At 68.8% G+C, this 16,610-nt stretch carries 17 protein-coding genes; 6 read left to right on the plus strand and 11 right to left on the minus strand.

Features of this window, described 5'->3' with window-relative positions; genetic code table 11:
- Positions 1-227: 227 nt before the first annotated feature.
- The gene (locus P2P98_RS11555) at positions 228-755 is read left to right on the plus strand and encodes a MarR family transcriptional regulator (RefSeq protein WP_275799948.1); all 528 of its coding nucleotides are present in this window, start codon (positions 228-230) and stop codon (positions 753-755) included.
- Positions 756-816: 61 nt separating this feature from the next.
- Here P2P98_RS11555 and P2P98_RS11560 read toward each other — a convergent pair whose 3' ends face one another.
- Positions 817-1,605 carry an enoyl-CoA hydratase-related protein gene (locus P2P98_RS11560; protein WP_275799950.1) on the minus strand — a complete coding sequence of 263 codons (789 nt, stop codon included), beginning with the start codon at positions 1,603-1,605 and terminating at the stop codon, positions 817-819.
- Between the two features lie 79 nt (positions 1,606-1,684).
- The gene (locus tag P2P98_RS11565; RefSeq protein ID WP_275799952.1) at positions 1,685-2,863 is read right to left on the minus strand and encodes an acyl-CoA dehydrogenase family protein; all 1,179 of its coding nucleotides are present in this window, start codon (positions 2,861-2,863) and stop codon (positions 1,685-1,687) included.
- Between the two features lie 107 nt (positions 2,864-2,970).
- Here P2P98_RS11565 and P2P98_RS11570 point away from each other — a divergent pair, with 107 nt between their 5' ends.
- The gene (locus P2P98_RS11570; RefSeq protein WP_275799954.1) at positions 2,971-3,846 is read left to right on the plus strand and encodes a DUF2262 domain-containing protein; all 876 of its coding nucleotides are present in this window, start codon (positions 2,971-2,973) and stop codon (positions 3,844-3,846) included.
- Between the two features lie 11 nt (positions 3,847-3,857).
- On the opposite strand, the gene P2P98_RS11575 is transcribed toward P2P98_RS11570, so the two are convergent.
- Positions 3,858-4,577 carry a VIT family protein gene (locus P2P98_RS11575; RefSeq protein ID WP_275799955.1) on the minus strand — a complete coding sequence of 240 codons (720 nt, stop codon included), beginning with the start codon at positions 4,575-4,577 and terminating at the stop codon, positions 3,858-3,860.
- 168 nt (positions 4,578-4,745) lie between these two features.
- Between P2P98_RS11575 and P2P98_RS11580 the strand changes: the two genes are divergently transcribed.
- A complete protein-coding gene (locus P2P98_RS11580) occupies positions 4,746-8,207 on the plus strand; it encodes a choice-of-anchor I family protein (RefSeq protein WP_275799956.1) in 3,462 nt (1,153 codons plus the stop codon).
- Positions 8,208-8,271: 64 nt separating this feature from the next.
- Here the strand turns inward: P2P98_RS11580 and P2P98_RS11585 are convergent, their stop codons facing one another.
- A complete protein-coding gene (locus tag P2P98_RS11585; protein ID WP_275799958.1) occupies positions 8,272-8,982 on the minus strand; it encodes a Type 1 glutamine amidotransferase-like domain-containing protein in 711 nt (236 codons plus the stop codon).
- A 39-nt stretch (positions 8,983-9,021) separates the two neighbouring features.
- Between P2P98_RS11585 and P2P98_RS11590 the strand changes: the two genes are divergently transcribed.
- Positions 9,022-9,438, plus strand: coding sequence for a hypothetical protein (locus tag P2P98_RS11590; RefSeq protein ID WP_275799959.1), 417 nt, complete (start codon positions 9,022-9,024; stop codon positions 9,436-9,438).
- 132 nt (positions 9,439-9,570) lie between these two features.
- Here P2P98_RS11590 and P2P98_RS11595 read toward each other — a convergent pair whose 3' ends face one another.
- The gene (locus tag P2P98_RS11595; protein WP_275799960.1) at positions 9,571-10,749 is read right to left on the minus strand and encodes a thiolase family protein; all 1,179 of its coding nucleotides are present in this window, start codon (positions 10,747-10,749) and stop codon (positions 9,571-9,573) included.
- A 90-nt stretch (positions 10,750-10,839) separates the two neighbouring features.
- Between P2P98_RS11595 and P2P98_RS11600 the strand changes: the two genes are divergently transcribed.
- Positions 10,840-11,154 (plus strand): YbjQ family protein, encoded by a 315-nt coding sequence (locus P2P98_RS11600; protein WP_058597600.1) that lies wholly within the window; start codon positions 10,840-10,842, stop codon positions 11,152-11,154.
- A 66-nt stretch (positions 11,155-11,220) separates the two neighbouring features.
- On the opposite strand, the gene P2P98_RS11605 is transcribed toward P2P98_RS11600, so the two are convergent.
- Genes P2P98_RS11605 through P2P98_RS11620 form a run of 5 tightly spaced genes read right to left on the minus strand, consistent with a single transcriptional unit; the run spans position 11,221 to position 15,349 of the window.
- Positions 11,221-12,282 (minus strand): argininosuccinate synthase, encoded by a 1,062-nt coding sequence (locus P2P98_RS11605; RefSeq protein WP_345799719.1) that lies wholly within the window; start codon positions 12,280-12,282, stop codon positions 11,221-11,223.
- The gene (locus tag P2P98_RS19230) at positions 12,209-12,427 is read right to left on the minus strand and encodes an argininosuccinate synthase domain-containing protein (RefSeq protein WP_345799720.1); all 219 of its coding nucleotides are present in this window, start codon (positions 12,425-12,427) and stop codon (positions 12,209-12,211) included. Before P2P98_RS19230 ends, P2P98_RS11605 begins: the two co-directional genes overlap by 74 nt.
- Positions 12,424-13,857, minus strand: coding sequence for an argininosuccinate lyase (gene argH, locus P2P98_RS11610; protein WP_275799971.1), 1,434 nt, complete (start codon positions 13,855-13,857; stop codon positions 12,424-12,426). Before argH ends, P2P98_RS19230 begins: the two co-directional genes overlap by 4 nt.
- 28 nt (positions 13,858-13,885) lie before the next feature.
- The gene (locus tag P2P98_RS11615; RefSeq protein WP_275799961.1) at positions 13,886-14,485 is read right to left on the minus strand and encodes a GNAT family N-acetyltransferase; all 600 of its coding nucleotides are present in this window, start codon (positions 14,483-14,485) and stop codon (positions 13,886-13,888) included.
- A 12-nt stretch (positions 14,486-14,497) separates the two neighbouring features.
- On the minus strand, positions 14,498-15,349 hold the full coding sequence (locus P2P98_RS11620; protein WP_275799963.1) for a DMT family transporter: 852 nt from the start codon (positions 15,347-15,349) through the stop codon (positions 14,498-14,500).
- A 178-nt stretch (positions 15,350-15,527) separates the two neighbouring features.
- Here P2P98_RS11620 and P2P98_RS11625 point away from each other — a divergent pair, with 178 nt between their 5' ends.
- Positions 15,528-15,956 (plus strand): Lrp/AsnC family transcriptional regulator, encoded by a 429-nt coding sequence (locus P2P98_RS11625; RefSeq protein ID WP_275799965.1) that lies wholly within the window; start codon positions 15,528-15,530, stop codon positions 15,954-15,956.
- A gap of 6 nt (positions 15,957-15,962) precedes the next feature.
- Here the strand turns inward: P2P98_RS11625 and P2P98_RS11630 are convergent.
- Positions 15,963-16,610, minus strand: a 648-nt coding sequence (locus P2P98_RS11630; RefSeq protein WP_275799966.1) for a TetR/AcrR family transcriptional regulator, incomplete at its 5' end; no start/stop codon positions are given.

The following is a 16,610-nucleotide window of genomic DNA, read 5'->3' on the forward strand; positions in this document are numbered from 1 at the left end:
GCGACGCCCGCGGAGGCTTCGACACGCTCAGCCACCACCGCACAACACAGGTCCCTGAGCCCGTCGAAGGGACCGGACACCCGTTCGACGCCCGCGGAAGCTTCGACCGGCTCAGCCACCGCTCGCCGCCCGACCACCGCTCGCCGCCCGGCCACCGCTCGCCGCCCGGCACCCACCCCGCAACGCGGATGCCGACCGCGCGGTACCGTGAAACGCGAGGAGGCCCCATGACGCGACGACTGCCGGTCGACCCCATCGCCGAGGCCAAACGCCAGTGGCTCGCGCACGGGTGGGACGACGCCGCCGACGGCATGACGGTCGTGACCTCGGTGATCCGGGCGCACCAGTTGCTCATGGCATCCATCGACCGGGCGCTGAAGCCCTTCGACCTGTCGTTCTCGCGCTTCGAGATGCTGCGGCTGCTCGCCTTCACGAGGGAGGGACGGATGCCGATGGCCAGCGCGATCGCCCGGTTGCAGGTGCATCCGACGAGCGTCACGAACACGGTCGACCGGCTGACCCGCGACGGCCTCGTCTCGCGCGAACCGCACCCCACCGACGGGCGCGCAGCGCTGCTCGCCCTGACCGAAGACGGGCGACGACGCGTGGACGAGGCTACCGCGGCGCTGAACACCGTCTTCGCGGATCTCGGACTCGCCGACGACGACGCGACCGCGCTCGTGCGGATCATCGCGCGCTTTCGCAAGGGAGCCGGCGACTTCGCCGACCCCGCCCCGGTGCCCGACCCGCTCTGACACCCGCCCGTGGCCGCGCGTATCGCGGCCGATCGGGCGCGGGGCCGACCCGTCGTCGCGATCATCGGTGGGTGAACGACGGTGCCCGCTTCTCGCGGAACGCCGCCATCCCCTCCTTCTGATCGGCCGTGTCGAAAAGACCGGCGAACGCCTGGCGCTCGAAGCGGAGGCCCTCGGCGAGAGAGGTCTCGAGCGCGGCGTCGAGCGCGGCCTTCGCCGCGTAGAGGGCCGGGAGCGGCTTCGCGGCGATCGTCTCGGCGACCGTCTGCGCCTCCTCGAGCAGGTCGGCCCCGGGCACGACGCGCGACACCAGCCCGACCCGCTCCGCCTCGGCCGCGTCGATCATCCGGCCGGTCAAGACGAGTTCAGCCGCCTTGTAGTACCCCAGGGCACGCACGAGCCGCTGCGTCCCGCCCATGCCCGGGATCACGCCCAGCTGCACCTCGGGCTGGCCGAACCTCGCGCGGTCCGAGGCCAGGATCACGTCGCACATGAGCGCGAGCTCGCAGCCGCCGCCGAGGGCGTAACCCGAGACCGCGGCGACCACGGGCGTGCGGACCGCGGCGAAACGCGACCAGCCGCCGAAGTGATCGGTCAGGGTCATCTCGACGCTGGACTTACCCTCCATCTCTTTGATGTCGGCTCCGGCCGCGAACGCCTTCTCGCTTCCGGTCACGACGATCGCGCCGACGCCCTCATCGGCGTCGAACACCTCGGCCGCGGCGACCACCTCGTGCATGGTGCGTGTGTTCAACGCGTTCAGCGCCTCGGGGCGGTCGAGGGTGATCCACCCGACGCGAGCCCGCTGCTCGACGCGGATCGTCTCGTAACCGGCATCCTGATCCGTCATGTCACTCCCGTTCTGTCGGCGCGGACGACCCGCTCTGGCATGCTCCCACGCTCCCCCGACATCGCCGGGGGACTCGACGTCACGCGGCCAGAACGCTCCGACCGACGATGAGACGCATGATCTCGTTCGTGCCCTCGAGGATCTGGTGCACGCGTAGATCGCGCACGACCTTCTCGATGCCGTAGTCCTGCAGGTAGCCGTAGCCGCCGTGCAACTGCAGGGCCTCGTTCGCGACGCGGAACCCGACGTCCGTCGCGAATCGTTTGGCCATCGCGCAGCGGGTCGCGGTGTCGGGGTTCTTCGCGTCCAGCGCCGTCGCCGCATCGCGCACGAGCAGACGCGCCGCCTCGAGCTCGGTCGCCATGTCTGCCACGGCGAAGACGACGGACTGCTTCTCGGCGAGCGCCTCGCCGAACGTGAAGCGCTCGTGGACGTAGGTGATCGCGCGATCCAGCGCCCAGCGCGCCCCGCCGATCGAGCAGGTGGCGATGTTCAGTCGGCCGCCGTTGAGCGCCGTCATGGCGATCGAGAAGCCGCGGCCTTCCCCGCCCAGGAGGTTCTCGGCGGGAACGCGCACCTCGTCGAGGACGACCTGACGGGTCGGTTGGGCGTTCCAGCCCATCTTCTTCTCGAGGGGGCCGAAAGACAGCCCCGCAGCGTCGGCGGGAACGAGGAATGCACTGATCCCCCGCGCGCCCGGCTCGCCCGTGCGGGCCATGACGACGTAGACGGATGCCTCTCCGGCACCCGAGATGAACTGCTTCACGCCCGTGAGCACGTAGGTGTCACCGTGGCGGATCGCCGAGGTCGTGATCGCCGCCGCATCGGATCCCGCGCCGGGCTCGGTGAGGCAGTAGGCACCGAGGTCGTCCATCGCGACGAGGCCCGGCAGCCAGCGCTGACGCTGGGCGTCGGTGCCGTAGGCGTCGACCATCCAGGCGACCATGTTGTGGATCGTGATGTAGGCCGTCACGGTGGGGTCGCCGTAGGCGAGCTCCTCGAAGATGGCGACCGCGTCGGCGCGTGACAGGCCCGCGCCCCCGACGTCGTCCTGCACGTACACACCGCCGAGGCCCAGCTCGCCTGCGCGGCGCAGGACATCGCGGGGGAAGTGCTTCTCGGCATCCCATTCCAGGCTGTGGGGGGCGAGCTCGGTCGCGGCGAAGTCACGGACGGCTTCGAGGATGGCTTCGCGCTCATCCGCCGAGAGGGTACCGGCGGGCGGGGCGTCGAGCGCGGGAGCAGGGGTGGTGTCCATGCGGCTCTCCTTCGTGGGGCGACGGCGTCGTCGCCCTCACAGATTACATGGACGTCCTACTAAATGGGAGGGCTTGCGATGATTCGCGAGTCGGTACCCTCGACGGCATGCCTGAGCAGCAAGAGCGAGCCGAATTCGACCGCCGTCACGCCGCGGAGTCCATCGAGATCGTCGTCTTGACCGGCCAGAGCGTCGGAGGGGCGGGGAAAGCGGGCGGCGCGGAGCTGTGGACACCGTCCGCGGACGTCCTCGCGTACGTCGACGGATCCGGCGCCGTGGTCACCGAAGAGGGGCGATTGTCGTGGCTCGCCACCGACGCGGAACGCGACGGGTGGATCCACGACCTCGAGGCCCTGACGCAATACCGCGTGCGGGTCCGTCGCGCCACTCCGGACGCGGCGGAGTACGCGAAGTACAACCTCCCTGTGCGCGACCTCTCGCACCATTTCGCGCTCGACGAGGTGATCGAGCGCGACCTGCGCGTCCCCGCGCTCGACGACCGGCGCGACCGGTGGCTCCGCCCCGTCGTCCTTGCCACCGAGCTCGGCGAGTTCACCCTCGATCGTCCCTACGGGTGGTTCTCGGGCGGGATCGAGTGGGCGGGGGAACAGGTATCGGTCAGCCTGAGCATCGACGATGACGCTGCCGAGGGCGCCGAGACCTGCGAGGGGTCCCTCGCCCGCTTGCGGGCGCTGCTCGCCGAGATGCCGGACGTCGACGCCCGCTGGCGCGCCTTCGCCGCCGAGGAGCTCACCGACCTCGCGAACGACTGGCAGGAGGAGGACGAGGACGACGACGCGCCGGCTCCGGAACCGATCACCCGGGAGACGTTCGCGGAGCGGATCCGCCTGAGCGAGCTGAGCATCGCCGCCGACGGCTCGGCCACTGCGTACTTCGACGACGGCGACCTGTTCTTCGGCCACGTGATCCTCATCGACGTGCAGAGCGACAACCGCCTGGCCAACGCCTCGATCGCCGGCTGAGATCCTGAGCGCTACCCCGCCGCCACGCCGAACAACGACCCCACGAGATACGTCGCCCCGAGCGCGAGCGCGCCGCCGATCACCGTGCGCAGGATCGAGCGACCACGTCGAGCGCCGCCGATCCACGCGGCCACGTACCCCGTGACGGCCAGCGCGACAAGCACCGCCGCGAACGTCAGGGGAACCCGCACCTCCACCGGCGCGAGCAGGATCGTCGCGAGAGGCAGCAGCGCGCCGATCGTGAAAGCCACCGCGGACGCCAGCGCGGCGGTCCACGGGCTCACGACGTCGTCGGCATCGATGTTCAGCTCGATCGACAGATGCGCTTTCAGGGCATCGGATGCCGTCAGCTCGGTCGCCACGCGGGTCGCCGTGTCGCGCGTGAGCCCCTGGGCCTCGTACAACCCGACGAGCTCGGCGAACTCGGCATCCGGATCCTCCGCGAGCTCGCGGCGTTCCTCCTGGATGAGCGCCCGCTCGCTGTCGCGCTGGCTCGAGACCGAGACGTACTCGCCGAGCGCCATCGACACGGCACCGCCCACGAGGGCGGCGAGCCCGGCGACGAGCACGGGCCCCACCTCGCTCGTCGCTCCCGCGACGCCGACGACGACCGCGGCGGTCGACACGATGCCGTCGTTCGCACCGAGCACTCCGGCACGAAGGCCGTTCAGTCGTTGGGCGAGGCCCTGGCGATGCGGTTCGTCGGCGTGGGCACCGGAAGGCTCCGTCATGCGCCCAGGCTAGACCGCCTCGCACGGGAGCGGGCGCGCGTGCGAGCGTTCGCCTCTCGTTCATCCGAGCGTCACGGACCGCGGCCAGACTCGGCGCGTCCGCCGCCCCCGCGGCGTCCGGTGTGCCGCCCCCGCGGTGCGTCGATCCCCTGCCCCGAGGACACAGCCATGCCTTCGCCCTTCCTTCGCCGTACCGTCGCGCTGACCGCGACGACCGCGGCCGTCTGCGCGCTCGCGCTCTCGAGCGCCACCGCGGCGTCCGCCGCGATCGTTCCCGACCCGATTCGCGACGCTCCCGCCGACAGTGCGGTGAGCCTCCGCCCGATCGGCACCTACGAGACGGGCGTGTTCGACCAGTCGGCCGCCGAGATCGTCCACGCCTACAAGAACCGCCTGTTCGTCGTGAACGCGCAGGCCGGCGCCGTCGACGTGCTCGATATGAGCAGCCCCGCGGCCCCCACGAAGCTGTACTCGATCACGGGGACGGGCGTGGCGAACTCGCTCGCGGTGCGCGAAGACGGCCTGGGCGTCATCGCCCTCGAGGACACCGACAAGACCGCGCCCGGCCGCCTCGTGTTCTTCGACGCGGATGCCGCCGAGCCGACCGTTCTCGGAGAGGTCACCGTCGGAGCCCTCCCAGACATGGTCACGATCTCGGCCGACGGCACGGTCGCCGTCGTCGCGAACGAGGGCGAGCCCGCCGACGACTTCTCGGTCGACCCCGAGGGCTCGGTCGGGATCGTCACCCTCCCCGCCGAGAAAGCGGCCCCGAGCCAGGATGCCGTGCGCACGGCCGGGTTCGGAGCGTTCGAGAAGGGCGGATCGAAGACCCTCGACCCCGCCGTCCGCGTCTTCGGTCCCGACGTCGCCGCCCCCGACCAGGGCGACACCCCGCTCGCCGCGAACCGCGTCAGCCGCAACCTCGAGCCCGAGTACGTCGCGATCGCCGGGGGGACCGCGTACGTCGCGCTGCAGGAAGCCAACGCGATCGCGATCGTCGACCTGGCGTCGGCGGAGGTCAGTGGCATCCGTCCCCTCGGGTACAAGGACTACGGCGTCGAGACGCTCGACGCGAGCGACCGCGACCCCGAGGACGCTCCGACCTCCAACGAGAAGAGCTACCCGGGCCTGTACGGCATGTACATGCCCGACGGCATCCAGGCGTACGAGACGAACGGCGAGACCTACCTCGTCACCGCCAACGAGGGCGACGGCCGCGAGTGGGGCGACTTCAACGACACGGCCCGCGTGAAGGATCTCGGTGAGGATGGTCTCGCGCCCGTCTGCGCCGACAGCCCGCTGGCCGGCTCGCTCGACGACGCCGACCTCGGCCGCCTCAACGTCGCGACCGACATGGGACTGAACGCCGACGGCAGCTGCTACGCCGAGCTCTACACGTTCGGCGGCCGCGGTTTCTCGGTGTGGAACGCCGACGGCGCGCAGATGTTCGATTCCGGCGCGGACTTCGAGCGCATCACGCACGACGCGAACCCGGGCTTCTTCAACTCGAACCACTCGGCCTCGAACCTCGAGGGACGCAGCGACGACAAGGGTCCCGAGCCCGAGAACCTCGCGATCGGCGAGGTCGACGGGCGCACGTACGCGTTCATCGGTCTCGAGCGCGTCGGCGGCGTGATGACGTACGACATCACCGACCCGACGAAGGCCGCCTACGCGGGATATGTGAACAACCGCGACTTCTCGGTGTCGATGGAAGACCAGCTCACCGGCGACGAGACCGCCGACCGCGAGCTGCTGGCGAAGGCCGGCGACCTCGGCCCCGAGGGAGTCGACTTCATCCCCGCCGACGCGTCTCCCACGGGGCGACCGCTGGTCGCCGTCGGCAACGAGGTGTCGGGCACCACGACGCTGTTCGAGGTCTCGAACCCGACGGTGAAGAACATCGACATCCTGACGGTCAACGACTTCCACGGCCGCCTCGAAGCGGGCTCGCAGGGCGAGGCCGGCGCGGCCGTCATCGCGGGCGCCGTGAAGGCCAAGGAAGCCGCCAACCCGAACACGCTCTTCGTCTCGGCGGGTGACAACATCGGCGCGTCGACCTTCACCTCGCTCATCCAGAACGATTCGCCGACGATCGACACGCTGAGGGCGTCCGGTCTCGACGTATCGGCCGTGGGCAACCACGAGTTCGACCGCGGCTTCGCCGACCTCACCGACCGGGTGCTGCCCGAGTACGGCGGCGGGGAGTACGGTCTCGGCGCGAACGTGTACAAGAAGGGCACGAAAGAGCCCGCGCTCGACGAGTACGCGATCAAGGACGTCGACGGCGTGCGCGTGGCCTTCATCGGCACCGTCACCCCCGACACCGCGACCATGGTCGACCCGGCCGGTATCGCCGACCTGGAGTTCGGCGACCAGCTCGAAGCGGCGAACCGCGTCGCCGACGAGATCACGCGGGGCGACCTCGCCGACGTGATCGTGCTGCTGACGCACTCGGGCGCCGCCGTCTCCGACGACTGCGCCGCGATCGCCGCCGACCAGTCGGGCTTCGGCAACCTCGCCGTCAACGCCTCGCCCGAGATCGACGCGATCGTCTCGGCGCACACGCACCAGACGTACGCGTGCGACCTGCCGGTGGCGGGCACCGACCGCACCCGCCCGGTGATCCAGGCGTACGAGTACGGCAAGGCCATGGGCCAGCTGTCGCTCACGTGGGACACGCGCACTGACTCGCTGGCATCCCTCACCGGAACGACGTTCCCGCTCGCGGGCGCTTTCGCTCCGGATGCCGAGATCGAGGCGAAGGTCGCCGGCTACGTCGCACAGGCCGACGTCATCGGCGCGAAGCCGGTCGGCGAGATCAGCGGCGACATCCTGCGCGGCGGAACCCCCTCGGGAGCCGACCGCGGCGTCGAGTCGTCGATGGGCAACTGGGTCGCCGACGTCTACCTGTGGGCGACCTCGGAGAACCCCGCCTACGCCGGGACGAAGGCGCGAATCGCGCTCATGAACCCCGGTGGCCTGCGCGCCGACCTGCTGAAGGGCGACGACGGGGTGGTCACCTACAAGGAGGCCGCTCTCGTGCAGCCCTTCGCCAACACCCTCGTGACGGTGACGCTGACGGGCGAGCAGCTGCGCGGCATCCTGAACGAGCAGTGGAAGGCCGAGGGCGATCGACCGAAGCTGCACCTCGGGGTCTCCGACGGCTTCACGTACACCTACACGCAGGACCCGACGAACCCGCGGGTGGGCTCGGTCGTGTCGATGGCGTACCAGGGCAAGCCGATCGCCGACACCGACACGTTCACGGTCGTGACGAACTCGTTCCTCGCGAACGGCGGCGACGGGTTCCCGACCTTCGCGGCAGGAACCGACCGCACCGACACCGGCCAGATCGACCTCGACGCGACGCTCGCGTACTTCGAGGCGACCCCCGTGGTCGACCCGGCGCCACTCGGGCGGGCCGTGCTCGCCTCGGACGCGACGCCGGGCGAGGACCCCGGCGCCCAGCCGACGCCCGCTCCCGCCGCTCCGGGGCAGCCCACGAACCCCGGCGGCAAGCTCGCGAACACGGGCGCGGAGGCTCCGTGGGGCGTGGCCCTCGCGGGCGGGTTCCTCGTGGTCGCGGGCGGCCTCGCCTTCGCCCTGCGGCGGCGGCGCACGGTCTGACACGCCGAACCGAAGCGGCCCTCACCCTGGCGGGTGGGGGCCGTTTCTGTCCCGGGGGCCGCCGTCAGGCGCGGAGCAGCTGAACCAGAACCCCGGATGCCGCGGACTCGACGCGCCAGACCTGCCCGCTGCCACGCACGGCCGGGGCCGCCTGCGCCGAAACCACCAGGGCCGTGTTCTCGTCGATCGCCACGCCGTCGGTAACGAGGCCCGCGTCGACCGCGGCGACGAGACGCGAAAGGGTGCCCCACTGGGCGGCGTGGACGTCGACGGCGAAGCCGAGGAGTCCGAGGCCCGGGCGCACCTCGAGCTCGCCGAGCTCCTCGGCCGCGTCCTCCACGCAGACCTCGACGCCGCCGCGCAGCCATCCGCCGACGAGCGCACGCTCGGCCGCGATCGCCGCTCCCGCCGAGAAGCCGGCGTACGGCATTCCCCCGGCCACCCGTTCGCGCAGCTCTTCCCGGATGACGCGGAACGCATCGTGGTATGCCGGGGTCAGGCCGCCGCCGACGAAGACGCCGTCGGCCTCGATCGCGGCATCCGTGAAGCTCTCTCCCTCGACGATGGCCTCCACTCGGATGCTTCCCGCGCCTCCGGCCTCGAGGGCGCTGCGGAAACGCGCGACCGAGCTGTCGTCATCGGCCTCGAGTACGAGCAGCATGGCGATGACCGGGTCGCGATCGCCCGCCCGCTCCCGCGCTTCCGCGACGAAGGGCTCCAGCAGGGCACCGCAGCGCGCGACGTCGCGCCCGCCACCGAGAAGATGAACACTCATCCGCTCAGTATCGCGGTCACGCGCCCTACCCTGAACCCCATGAGCTCGACACGGACCACACAACGCCCGGCCACCTCGCGACGCAGCTCGCCGGGGGCGACGTTCTGGGTGCTCAGCGCACTCGGGGTGGTCATGGCCGTCGCGTCATGGCTGTGGTTCGGCATGGCGTTCGAGGAGGAAATGAGCGACCAGCCGAAGGCTCTCTCCGCGGGCACGACGATGGCAGGCTTCGGGTTTCAGTTCGGCACCGTCCCCCTGCTCGTGGCGCACGCCATCGGCGTCCTCACGCTCGGGCTCACGGTGTTCCCGCGGCAACCGCGCACCGGCCGCGGCTGGCGGTACGCGATGGTGAGTGTCGCCGTCGCCTCGCTCATCGGCATGGCCGCCGCGCAGGTGCTCTTCGGCGGTCGACTCTTCCTCATGGGCGCAGGCGCCGCAGACGTCTTCGTCCCCTGATGAGGGCCCGTTCCGCGAGCCGGATCGTCCTGCCGGAGTCGACCCACAAAATCCGGCACGGGCAGCCGCGAACCCGCGCCTCGCCCTCGAACTCCGAAGTATGCCTCACACCTCCGCGAGAGATCGCCCGCGTCAGTACCGCCGCAGCAGCGCCGCGAGCGCCTGACCGCCGCCGATGCACATCGTCACGACCGCGTACTCGATGTTGCGGCGCTGCAGGTCGAGGGCGGCGCGGACCGTCAGGATCGCGCCCGTCGCTCCGACCGGGTGGCCGAGGGCGATCGCGCCGCCGTACGGGTTGACCCTCTCCGGATCGAGGCCGGCGTCGCGGATCACCGCCACCGCTTGCGCCGCGAAGGCCTCGTTGAGCTCGATCACGTCGACGTCGGCGGGGGTGAGCCCGGTCCGCTCCCAGAGCCGCTGCAGGGCGAGGACGGGCGCGTACCCCATGATCTCGGGGTCGACGCCGGCGGTCGTCACGGCCTCGAGGGTCGCGAGACCGGTCAACCCACGGTCGCGCACGTCGTCCTCGCGCATGAGCACGGTCGCCGCGGCACCGTCGTTGATGCCGGAGGAGTTGCCCGCGGTCACCGAGCCGTCCTTCTCGAACGCGGGGCGCAGCCCCGCCAACGCCTCGAGAGTCGTTCCCGGGCGCGGGTGCTCGTCGACCGAGACCTCGACCGGACGCTTGCCGCCGGTCGTCACGGGCACGATCTCTTCGGCGAAGGCCGCGCGGCTGGCATCCAGAGCCGCTCGCCGCTGGCTCTCGACGGCGAAGGCGTCCTGCTCCTCGCGCGAGACTCCGTATCGGGATGCCACGACCTCGGCCGTCGTGCCCATGTGTCGGCCGCTGAAGGGGTCGGTGAGGATCGCGAGCGTCCCGTCGAGGAGCGTCCGGTCGCCGAGACGGGCGTTGCCGCGGGCGCCGTACTCGAGGAACGGCGTGCGCGACATGCTCTCGTCACCGCCGGCGACGGCGACGTCGATGCCACCCCAACGGAGCTCCTGGGCCGCGGACCAGATCGCCTGAAGACCCGAGCCGCAGAGACGGTTAACTGTGAAGGCGGGGACCCGCGTGGGGAGCCCGGCAGCGAGGGCGACGCGACGCGCGTTGTAGGCATCGGGACCGTTCTGCGCGATGCAGCCCATCACGACCTCGTCGACCGCGTCCTTCTCGACGCCCGCGCGGCGGAGAGCCTCGGTCACCGCGATGGCCCCGAGCTCGTACGCGTCGATACCGGAGAGCGAGCCCGAGAACGAGCCGATGGGCGTCCGCGCGCCCGAGACGATGACGATGCGCGATTCTGACACGTGTGCACAGTACGGGAGTGCCGCGCGCCGATCCAGGGGTCGCCTGATCGGGTCTGGTGCATCCGGCACCCTCGCTGCCACACTGACCCCATGCTCGTCACGACGATGAACGATGTCCCCGGCCGTCAGATCACCGAGGTCTTCGGGGAGGTGACCGGCCTCACCGTCCGCGCGCGCAACATCGGCGTGCAGTTCGGCGCCGGCCTCAAGTCGATCTTCGGCGGTGAGCTGCAGGGCCTCACGAAGCAGCTCCAGGAGAGCCGCGACGAGGCCAAGCAGCGCCTCATCGAGGAGGCGCAGGCGCTCGGCGCCGACGCGGTGATCGCCATGCGCTTCGACACGAGCGAGGTGGCGCAGAACTTCCAAGAGGTCGTGGCCTACGGCACGGCGGTGAAGCTGGCCTGACCTCCCGTACGCAGAGGCGCGCCGCAAAGACACATCCGCGATGAAGATGCGTCCGCCACTCGGTCTCTATGAATGCGCCTGAGCCGACGCCCACACTCTCGATGAGAGACCGAAGATGTCGATGAATCCCACCGCGCTGGTTTCGTCGAACCGGCAACTCGAACCGTAGGTGACGAGGTCGTGCCGGTACAACGAGTTCTTTGAGCTCCGTGTCACGACTCGCGCGGATCCGCGGTGGAGGCGCACCCCGATCACCCCCGTCACGTTGCGTTGCGTTGCCTCGACGAACGCGGAAAACGCCTCTCGAAGCGGGCCGTGCCAGAAGCCTTCGTAGATCAGGTGCGCATACGCGATATCGATCATGTGCTTCTGAGACAGCACATCGGGCGGGAGCGTGAGGTTCTCGAGCTCGGCGTGGGCGAGGAGAAGGACAGAGACGCCCGGCGCTTCGTAGAGTTCGCGGGACTTCACTCCCACGACACGGTTCTCGATCATGTCGATGCGCCCGACACCATGGCGGCCGGCGATTCGGTTCAACTCCTGCACCAGGTCGACTGGTTCGTACGCTCGCCCGTCGATGCTGTCCGGGATGCCATGGGTGAAGCCGATTGAGACGTAATCGGCCGCGTCCGGGGTGTCATCCGGACCGGCCGTCATCGCCCACACTTCTTCGGTGGGCTCCCAGAGCAGATCCTCGATGGGGCCCGCTTCGATGTTGCGCCCCAGCACGTTCAGGTCGATTGCCCACGGACGCTCTTTCGTCACGTGCGGGGCGATGCCGTGCGCTTCCGAGAAGGCGATGGTCTCCGAACGGGAAAAAGGCCACTCGCGCGCCGGTGCGAGTATATGGAGGCTCGGATCGAGGAGTTGTACGGCCATGTCCATGCGGATCTGGTCGTTTCCCTTCCCGGTAGCACCGTGAGCGACCGAGCCACAGCCGTATGCCCGCGCGGTCTCGACCAGGAGCTCCCCGATGAGAGGTCTTCCCAGTGCCGACGAAAGTGGGTAGTGGCGGTCGTACATCGCGTTCGCCTTCAGCGCGGTGAAGCCGAAGTCAACAACGAATCTCTCGCGTACGTCCAAGACGATCGACTCGTCGGCCCCGGCCGCGATCGCCTTCTGCTGCAAAACGGAGAGCTCTTCCCCCCTGCCCGAGATCCGCGGCCATGGCAACGATGTATTCACATCCCATCTGATGGCGCAGGTACGGAATGCATGCGGTCGTGTCGACACCGCCCGAGTACGCCAGGACTACACGCTTCTTGTCTCTCATTGGTCCGTCTCCTTCTTAACGGGTCGGTCGTCCGATAAACCGGGCAAGGGAATCAGGGAACGGTTACGGGCACGCGCTGCTTCCGCGGCGGCACGGACCGACGCGGGCGCCGTCCCACCCGGCGAGGTGCGACTGGCCAGGGAGTGTTGCAGCGTCAACACCTCATCCGGCAGATCACCGAAGACGGGCGCGAAGGCTCGGATCCACGCCGGATCCGCCTCGTGGAGCTGCTGGCCGCGCTCACTCAAAGACCGCACGAGTTGAGCGACCGACAGATGCGCCTCCCGGAACGGCAACCCGTGTCGAACGACCAGCCAATCGGCGACATCCGTAGCCAGAGTGTTCCCCACCGTCGCGTCAGCCGCCATTCGAGCGGTGTCGACGGTCAGGCCGCTCATCAACGCAATGGCACTGCGCAAGCTGACGTCCAGCGTGTCAACCGTGTCGAACAGCGCTTCCTTGTCCTCCTGGAGATCACGACCGTACGACAGCGGAAGTCCCTTGAGGACCGTGAGGAGGGCGACGAGGTTGCCGATGACGCGACCGCTCTTGGCGCGAATGAGCTCGGCGACATCCGGATTCCTCTTCTGCGGCATGATCGACGAGCCTGCCGCCAGTTCTGCGGGCAACCGGACGTATCCGAATTGTGCCGTCGACCACAGCACGAGCTCCTCGCCGAGTCGCGAGAGGTGCGTCGCCAATATGGATCCGGTCGCCAGCACGTCGAGCATGAAGTCGCGATCCGAGACGGCATCCATGGAGTTGCACATGGGGGAGGAGAAGCCCAGTGCTTCCGCGGTGAAGAAGGGGTCGATCGCGTGGCTCGTGCCCGCAAGGGCTGCCGCCCCGAGCGGGGACTCATCAGCCCGCGCGTGGGCTGAGCGCATTCGATCTCGGTCGCGCAGGAACATCTCCACGTACGCGAGCAGATGGTGACCGAAGCTGACCGGCTGAGCCGCTTGGAGATGAGTGAATCCCGGCATGGCGACCTCCGCGAACTCAGCCGCTCGCAGCGAGAGTGTGTCGATGAGCAACGCCAGGTGCCGGTCCAGCCGAGCCTCGGCCCTTCGCACCCACATCTTCGCGTCCAGGGCGACCTGATCGTTGCGAGAACGGGCCGTGTGAAGACGCCCTGCGACAGGGCCGATCAGTTGACGGAGTTGATCTTCGACGTTCATATGGACGTCTTCGAGCGACGGGTCCAGGCGAAGCTCACCGGCCCGCGCCTGGGCTTCGAGAGCGCGCAGACCGGCGAGGATCTCGGCGGCGTCTTGCGCGGGCAGTGCACCGACGTGACCCAGCATCCTGACGTGGGCGATGGATCCCTCGATGTCCTCCTCGATCAGCCGATAGTCGAATCGAACGGACGAGTTGATCTCCGTTAGGAGATCCGACGGGCCCTCTCCGAAGAGATTGCCCCACACATTCATATCGGGCACGTTCAAGCTAGCGGCCATCTCAGTTCTCAATTCCTCGAACATGGGCCAGCACGGCAATCTTGAACTGGAAATCGCACTGGAGCGATGTCGCCTTCCTGCGTATCTCTTGCCTTCTGTAGCTTTCGGCCCTCCACTGCAGCGGATAGAGCGCCTTAATGAAGACCTTGCGAGGCCACGATTTCTCCGCGAAGGCGGCCTCGTCCGCATACGTGTCGAATCCCAAGCGCAGAACGATGCGTTCCATGGAGCCCTGGCAGTAAAACAGGATTGCCTTACGGCGCAGGTGCTCGATGTGCTCCGCGACATACTTCACGAGCCGGGCACCGACCCCGTGACCCCGCCATTCGGGCAAGACCAGCACGACCGCAATCTCGGACCAGCCCGGCAGAAGGTGATGAACGAGGGCGACCCCTATTAGCGCCCCGGTCGTCGAGTCAGCGCAGACGACGACATCACGCGTCGACATCCATTCCTCCACGGAGTATCCCGTGATGGTCGTCTCGTCTTTGATCAGTTCGACGACGACCTTGGCTTCTTCGTAGTCGAGATGCCGATGGATCATCACCGTCCTGTCATCGATGGGTTCCGCTCGTTTCTCTGCGGGGTAGTTTTCTGGCAACAACGGAGATCCTTACGAGTTGATACTGATGACGAAGACGGAGGCTGCCGCGAGCACGAGTCCCAGGGTCTGCCACCAGGCAACTCGTTCGCGGAGTATGCAGATGGCGAGGATGACCGTCACCGCCGGGTACAGCGCGATCACGGCGCTTCCCAGCGAGAGTGTGCCCTCTTGAAACGCGAAGAGCATCGCGGTGTTCGCGACCACGTCGAGGGCGCCCACCGTGACGGCCCCCGCCAGGGCTATCCCGCGGGGCGGGCGTACCTGACGCGACGCCACCGCCGCGGCCAAGATGACGACGGTCGCGGTCGACCGCGCGGCGACGAGGGGCCACAGGCCGGTTCCCGAAGCGATCTGACCCGTGAAGATGAAGCTGAATCCGAAGGCAAAGCCGGCGGCTGCCGTCACCAGCAGGATGCGCAACGTCATTCGACGCCCGTCGGATTCGGTTCGCCGAGGCTCCTTGCTCACGAGAAGAACCGCCACGATCGCGACGGCGACCCCCACCATCGCCACCACCGAGTTGCGCTCGCCCTGAAGGATGCCCACCGAGACGGGAAGGATGGTCACGATCACCGCGGTCAGCGGGGAGACGACGCTCATCGGGCCATGTGCCAGAGCCCAGTAGAACGACCACATCGCCGCCGCCATCACCGCCCCTGAGGCTGCACCCCACACGAGCGACTCGAGCGTAGGCTCTCCGCCCACGATGCAGGCGAGGAGAACGATCAAGGCCGCAGACACGGGGTACGAGATGAGGACGATCTGCAGTGCGGGAGCGCGACGCGAGGCCGCGCCGCCCACGAAATCGCTCAGACCGAATGCACCGCTCGATACGAGCGCCCACAGGACAGGGTTCATCATTCAACTCTCCGGGAGGGGCTTGAGGCCGGATGGGCTCGGCCGCGACGCTGACCGATCGGGTACCGATCGCGAGGCAGGTCTAACGGTAGAAGTAAGCACTGTGGTTACTCAACGGACAGATGTACGACATTGTGCATAGTCTCTGAACGGAATGCGGAGTCGTATTAAGCTGATCGTCATGCCGGATGCAATCGACCACAAGTTGATCTCACTGCTACGCGCAGATGCGCGAACCCCCGTCGCGGAGTTGGCAAGACAGGTCGGAGTGAACCGCTCGACGGTCACCTCACGGATCGACAGAATGGTCTCGGACGGCGTAATCGAAGCGTTCACCGTGCGGTTGGGCAATGACGTGGACCGCAACGCCATCCGAGGGGTGTCGATGGTGTCCATCTCCCCCAATCAGGGCAAGGCGGTCATCCGATCGATCCGCGGTTTCCCCGACGTCGATGAGCTTCATTCAACGATCGGCGAGTGGGATCTCGTCGTTCATCTCCGCTCGTCGACCCTGTCCGATTTCGATACCGCCCTCGAACGCATCCGCGCCGTTCCGGGCGTCACCGACACGCGCACGAGCCTGCTCTTCAACTCATTGACGAGCCACTAGAGCGCGTCAGACCGCCGGCCGCGCCTCAAGTCTCCGACCCCACGACTCCAGGGTCGTGGGGATGGATGCCAGGGTCGCGATCGCCCCGTCACGGTCGGCGCGCGCGAGGGTGAGACCGGCCACCACGAGCGAGGCGCAGACCGCGGCGAGGGCGTCGACGGCATCCGGAGTCAGATCGGGGCGACGGTCGGCGACGGCGGCGCGGATCGCGGCGCGCATCTCGGCCGCGTAATCCGACACGAGGGTGCGGACGTCGGCGTGGTCGGACGCGAGCGGCGAGGATCCTGCGTTCAAGAGCAGGCAGCCGAGGCGGGCCCGCGGGGTGTCGGCGGCGATCCCGGCGGCCATCTCGGCGACGTACGCTTCGAGCGCGCCCGGGTCTCCCCCGCCCAGGGGGCGCAGACGCGTGCGGACGACGTCGTCGAGGTAGGCGGCGAGCACCGCGTCGAAGAGTCCGCGCTTGCTCCCGAAGGCGTTGTAGATGCTCGAGCGAGTGAGGCCCGTGGCCTCTTCGAGCTCGGCGATGCCGGTCTCGGCGTAGCCGCGCCGCCAGAACACGTCGCGCGCGGCGTCGATGACGGCGGAGCGTTCGAAGCTCGGCATCCTGCCCATGTTCTCTCCCCGTACCCCTTGCTGGTGCCGGACCCTTCGACA

The organism is Microbacterium sp. Kw_RZR3 (assembly GCF_029222405.1).
In the GTDB taxonomy this organism is placed as follows: Bacteria; Actinomycetota; Actinomycetes; order Actinomycetales; family Microbacteriaceae; genus Microbacterium.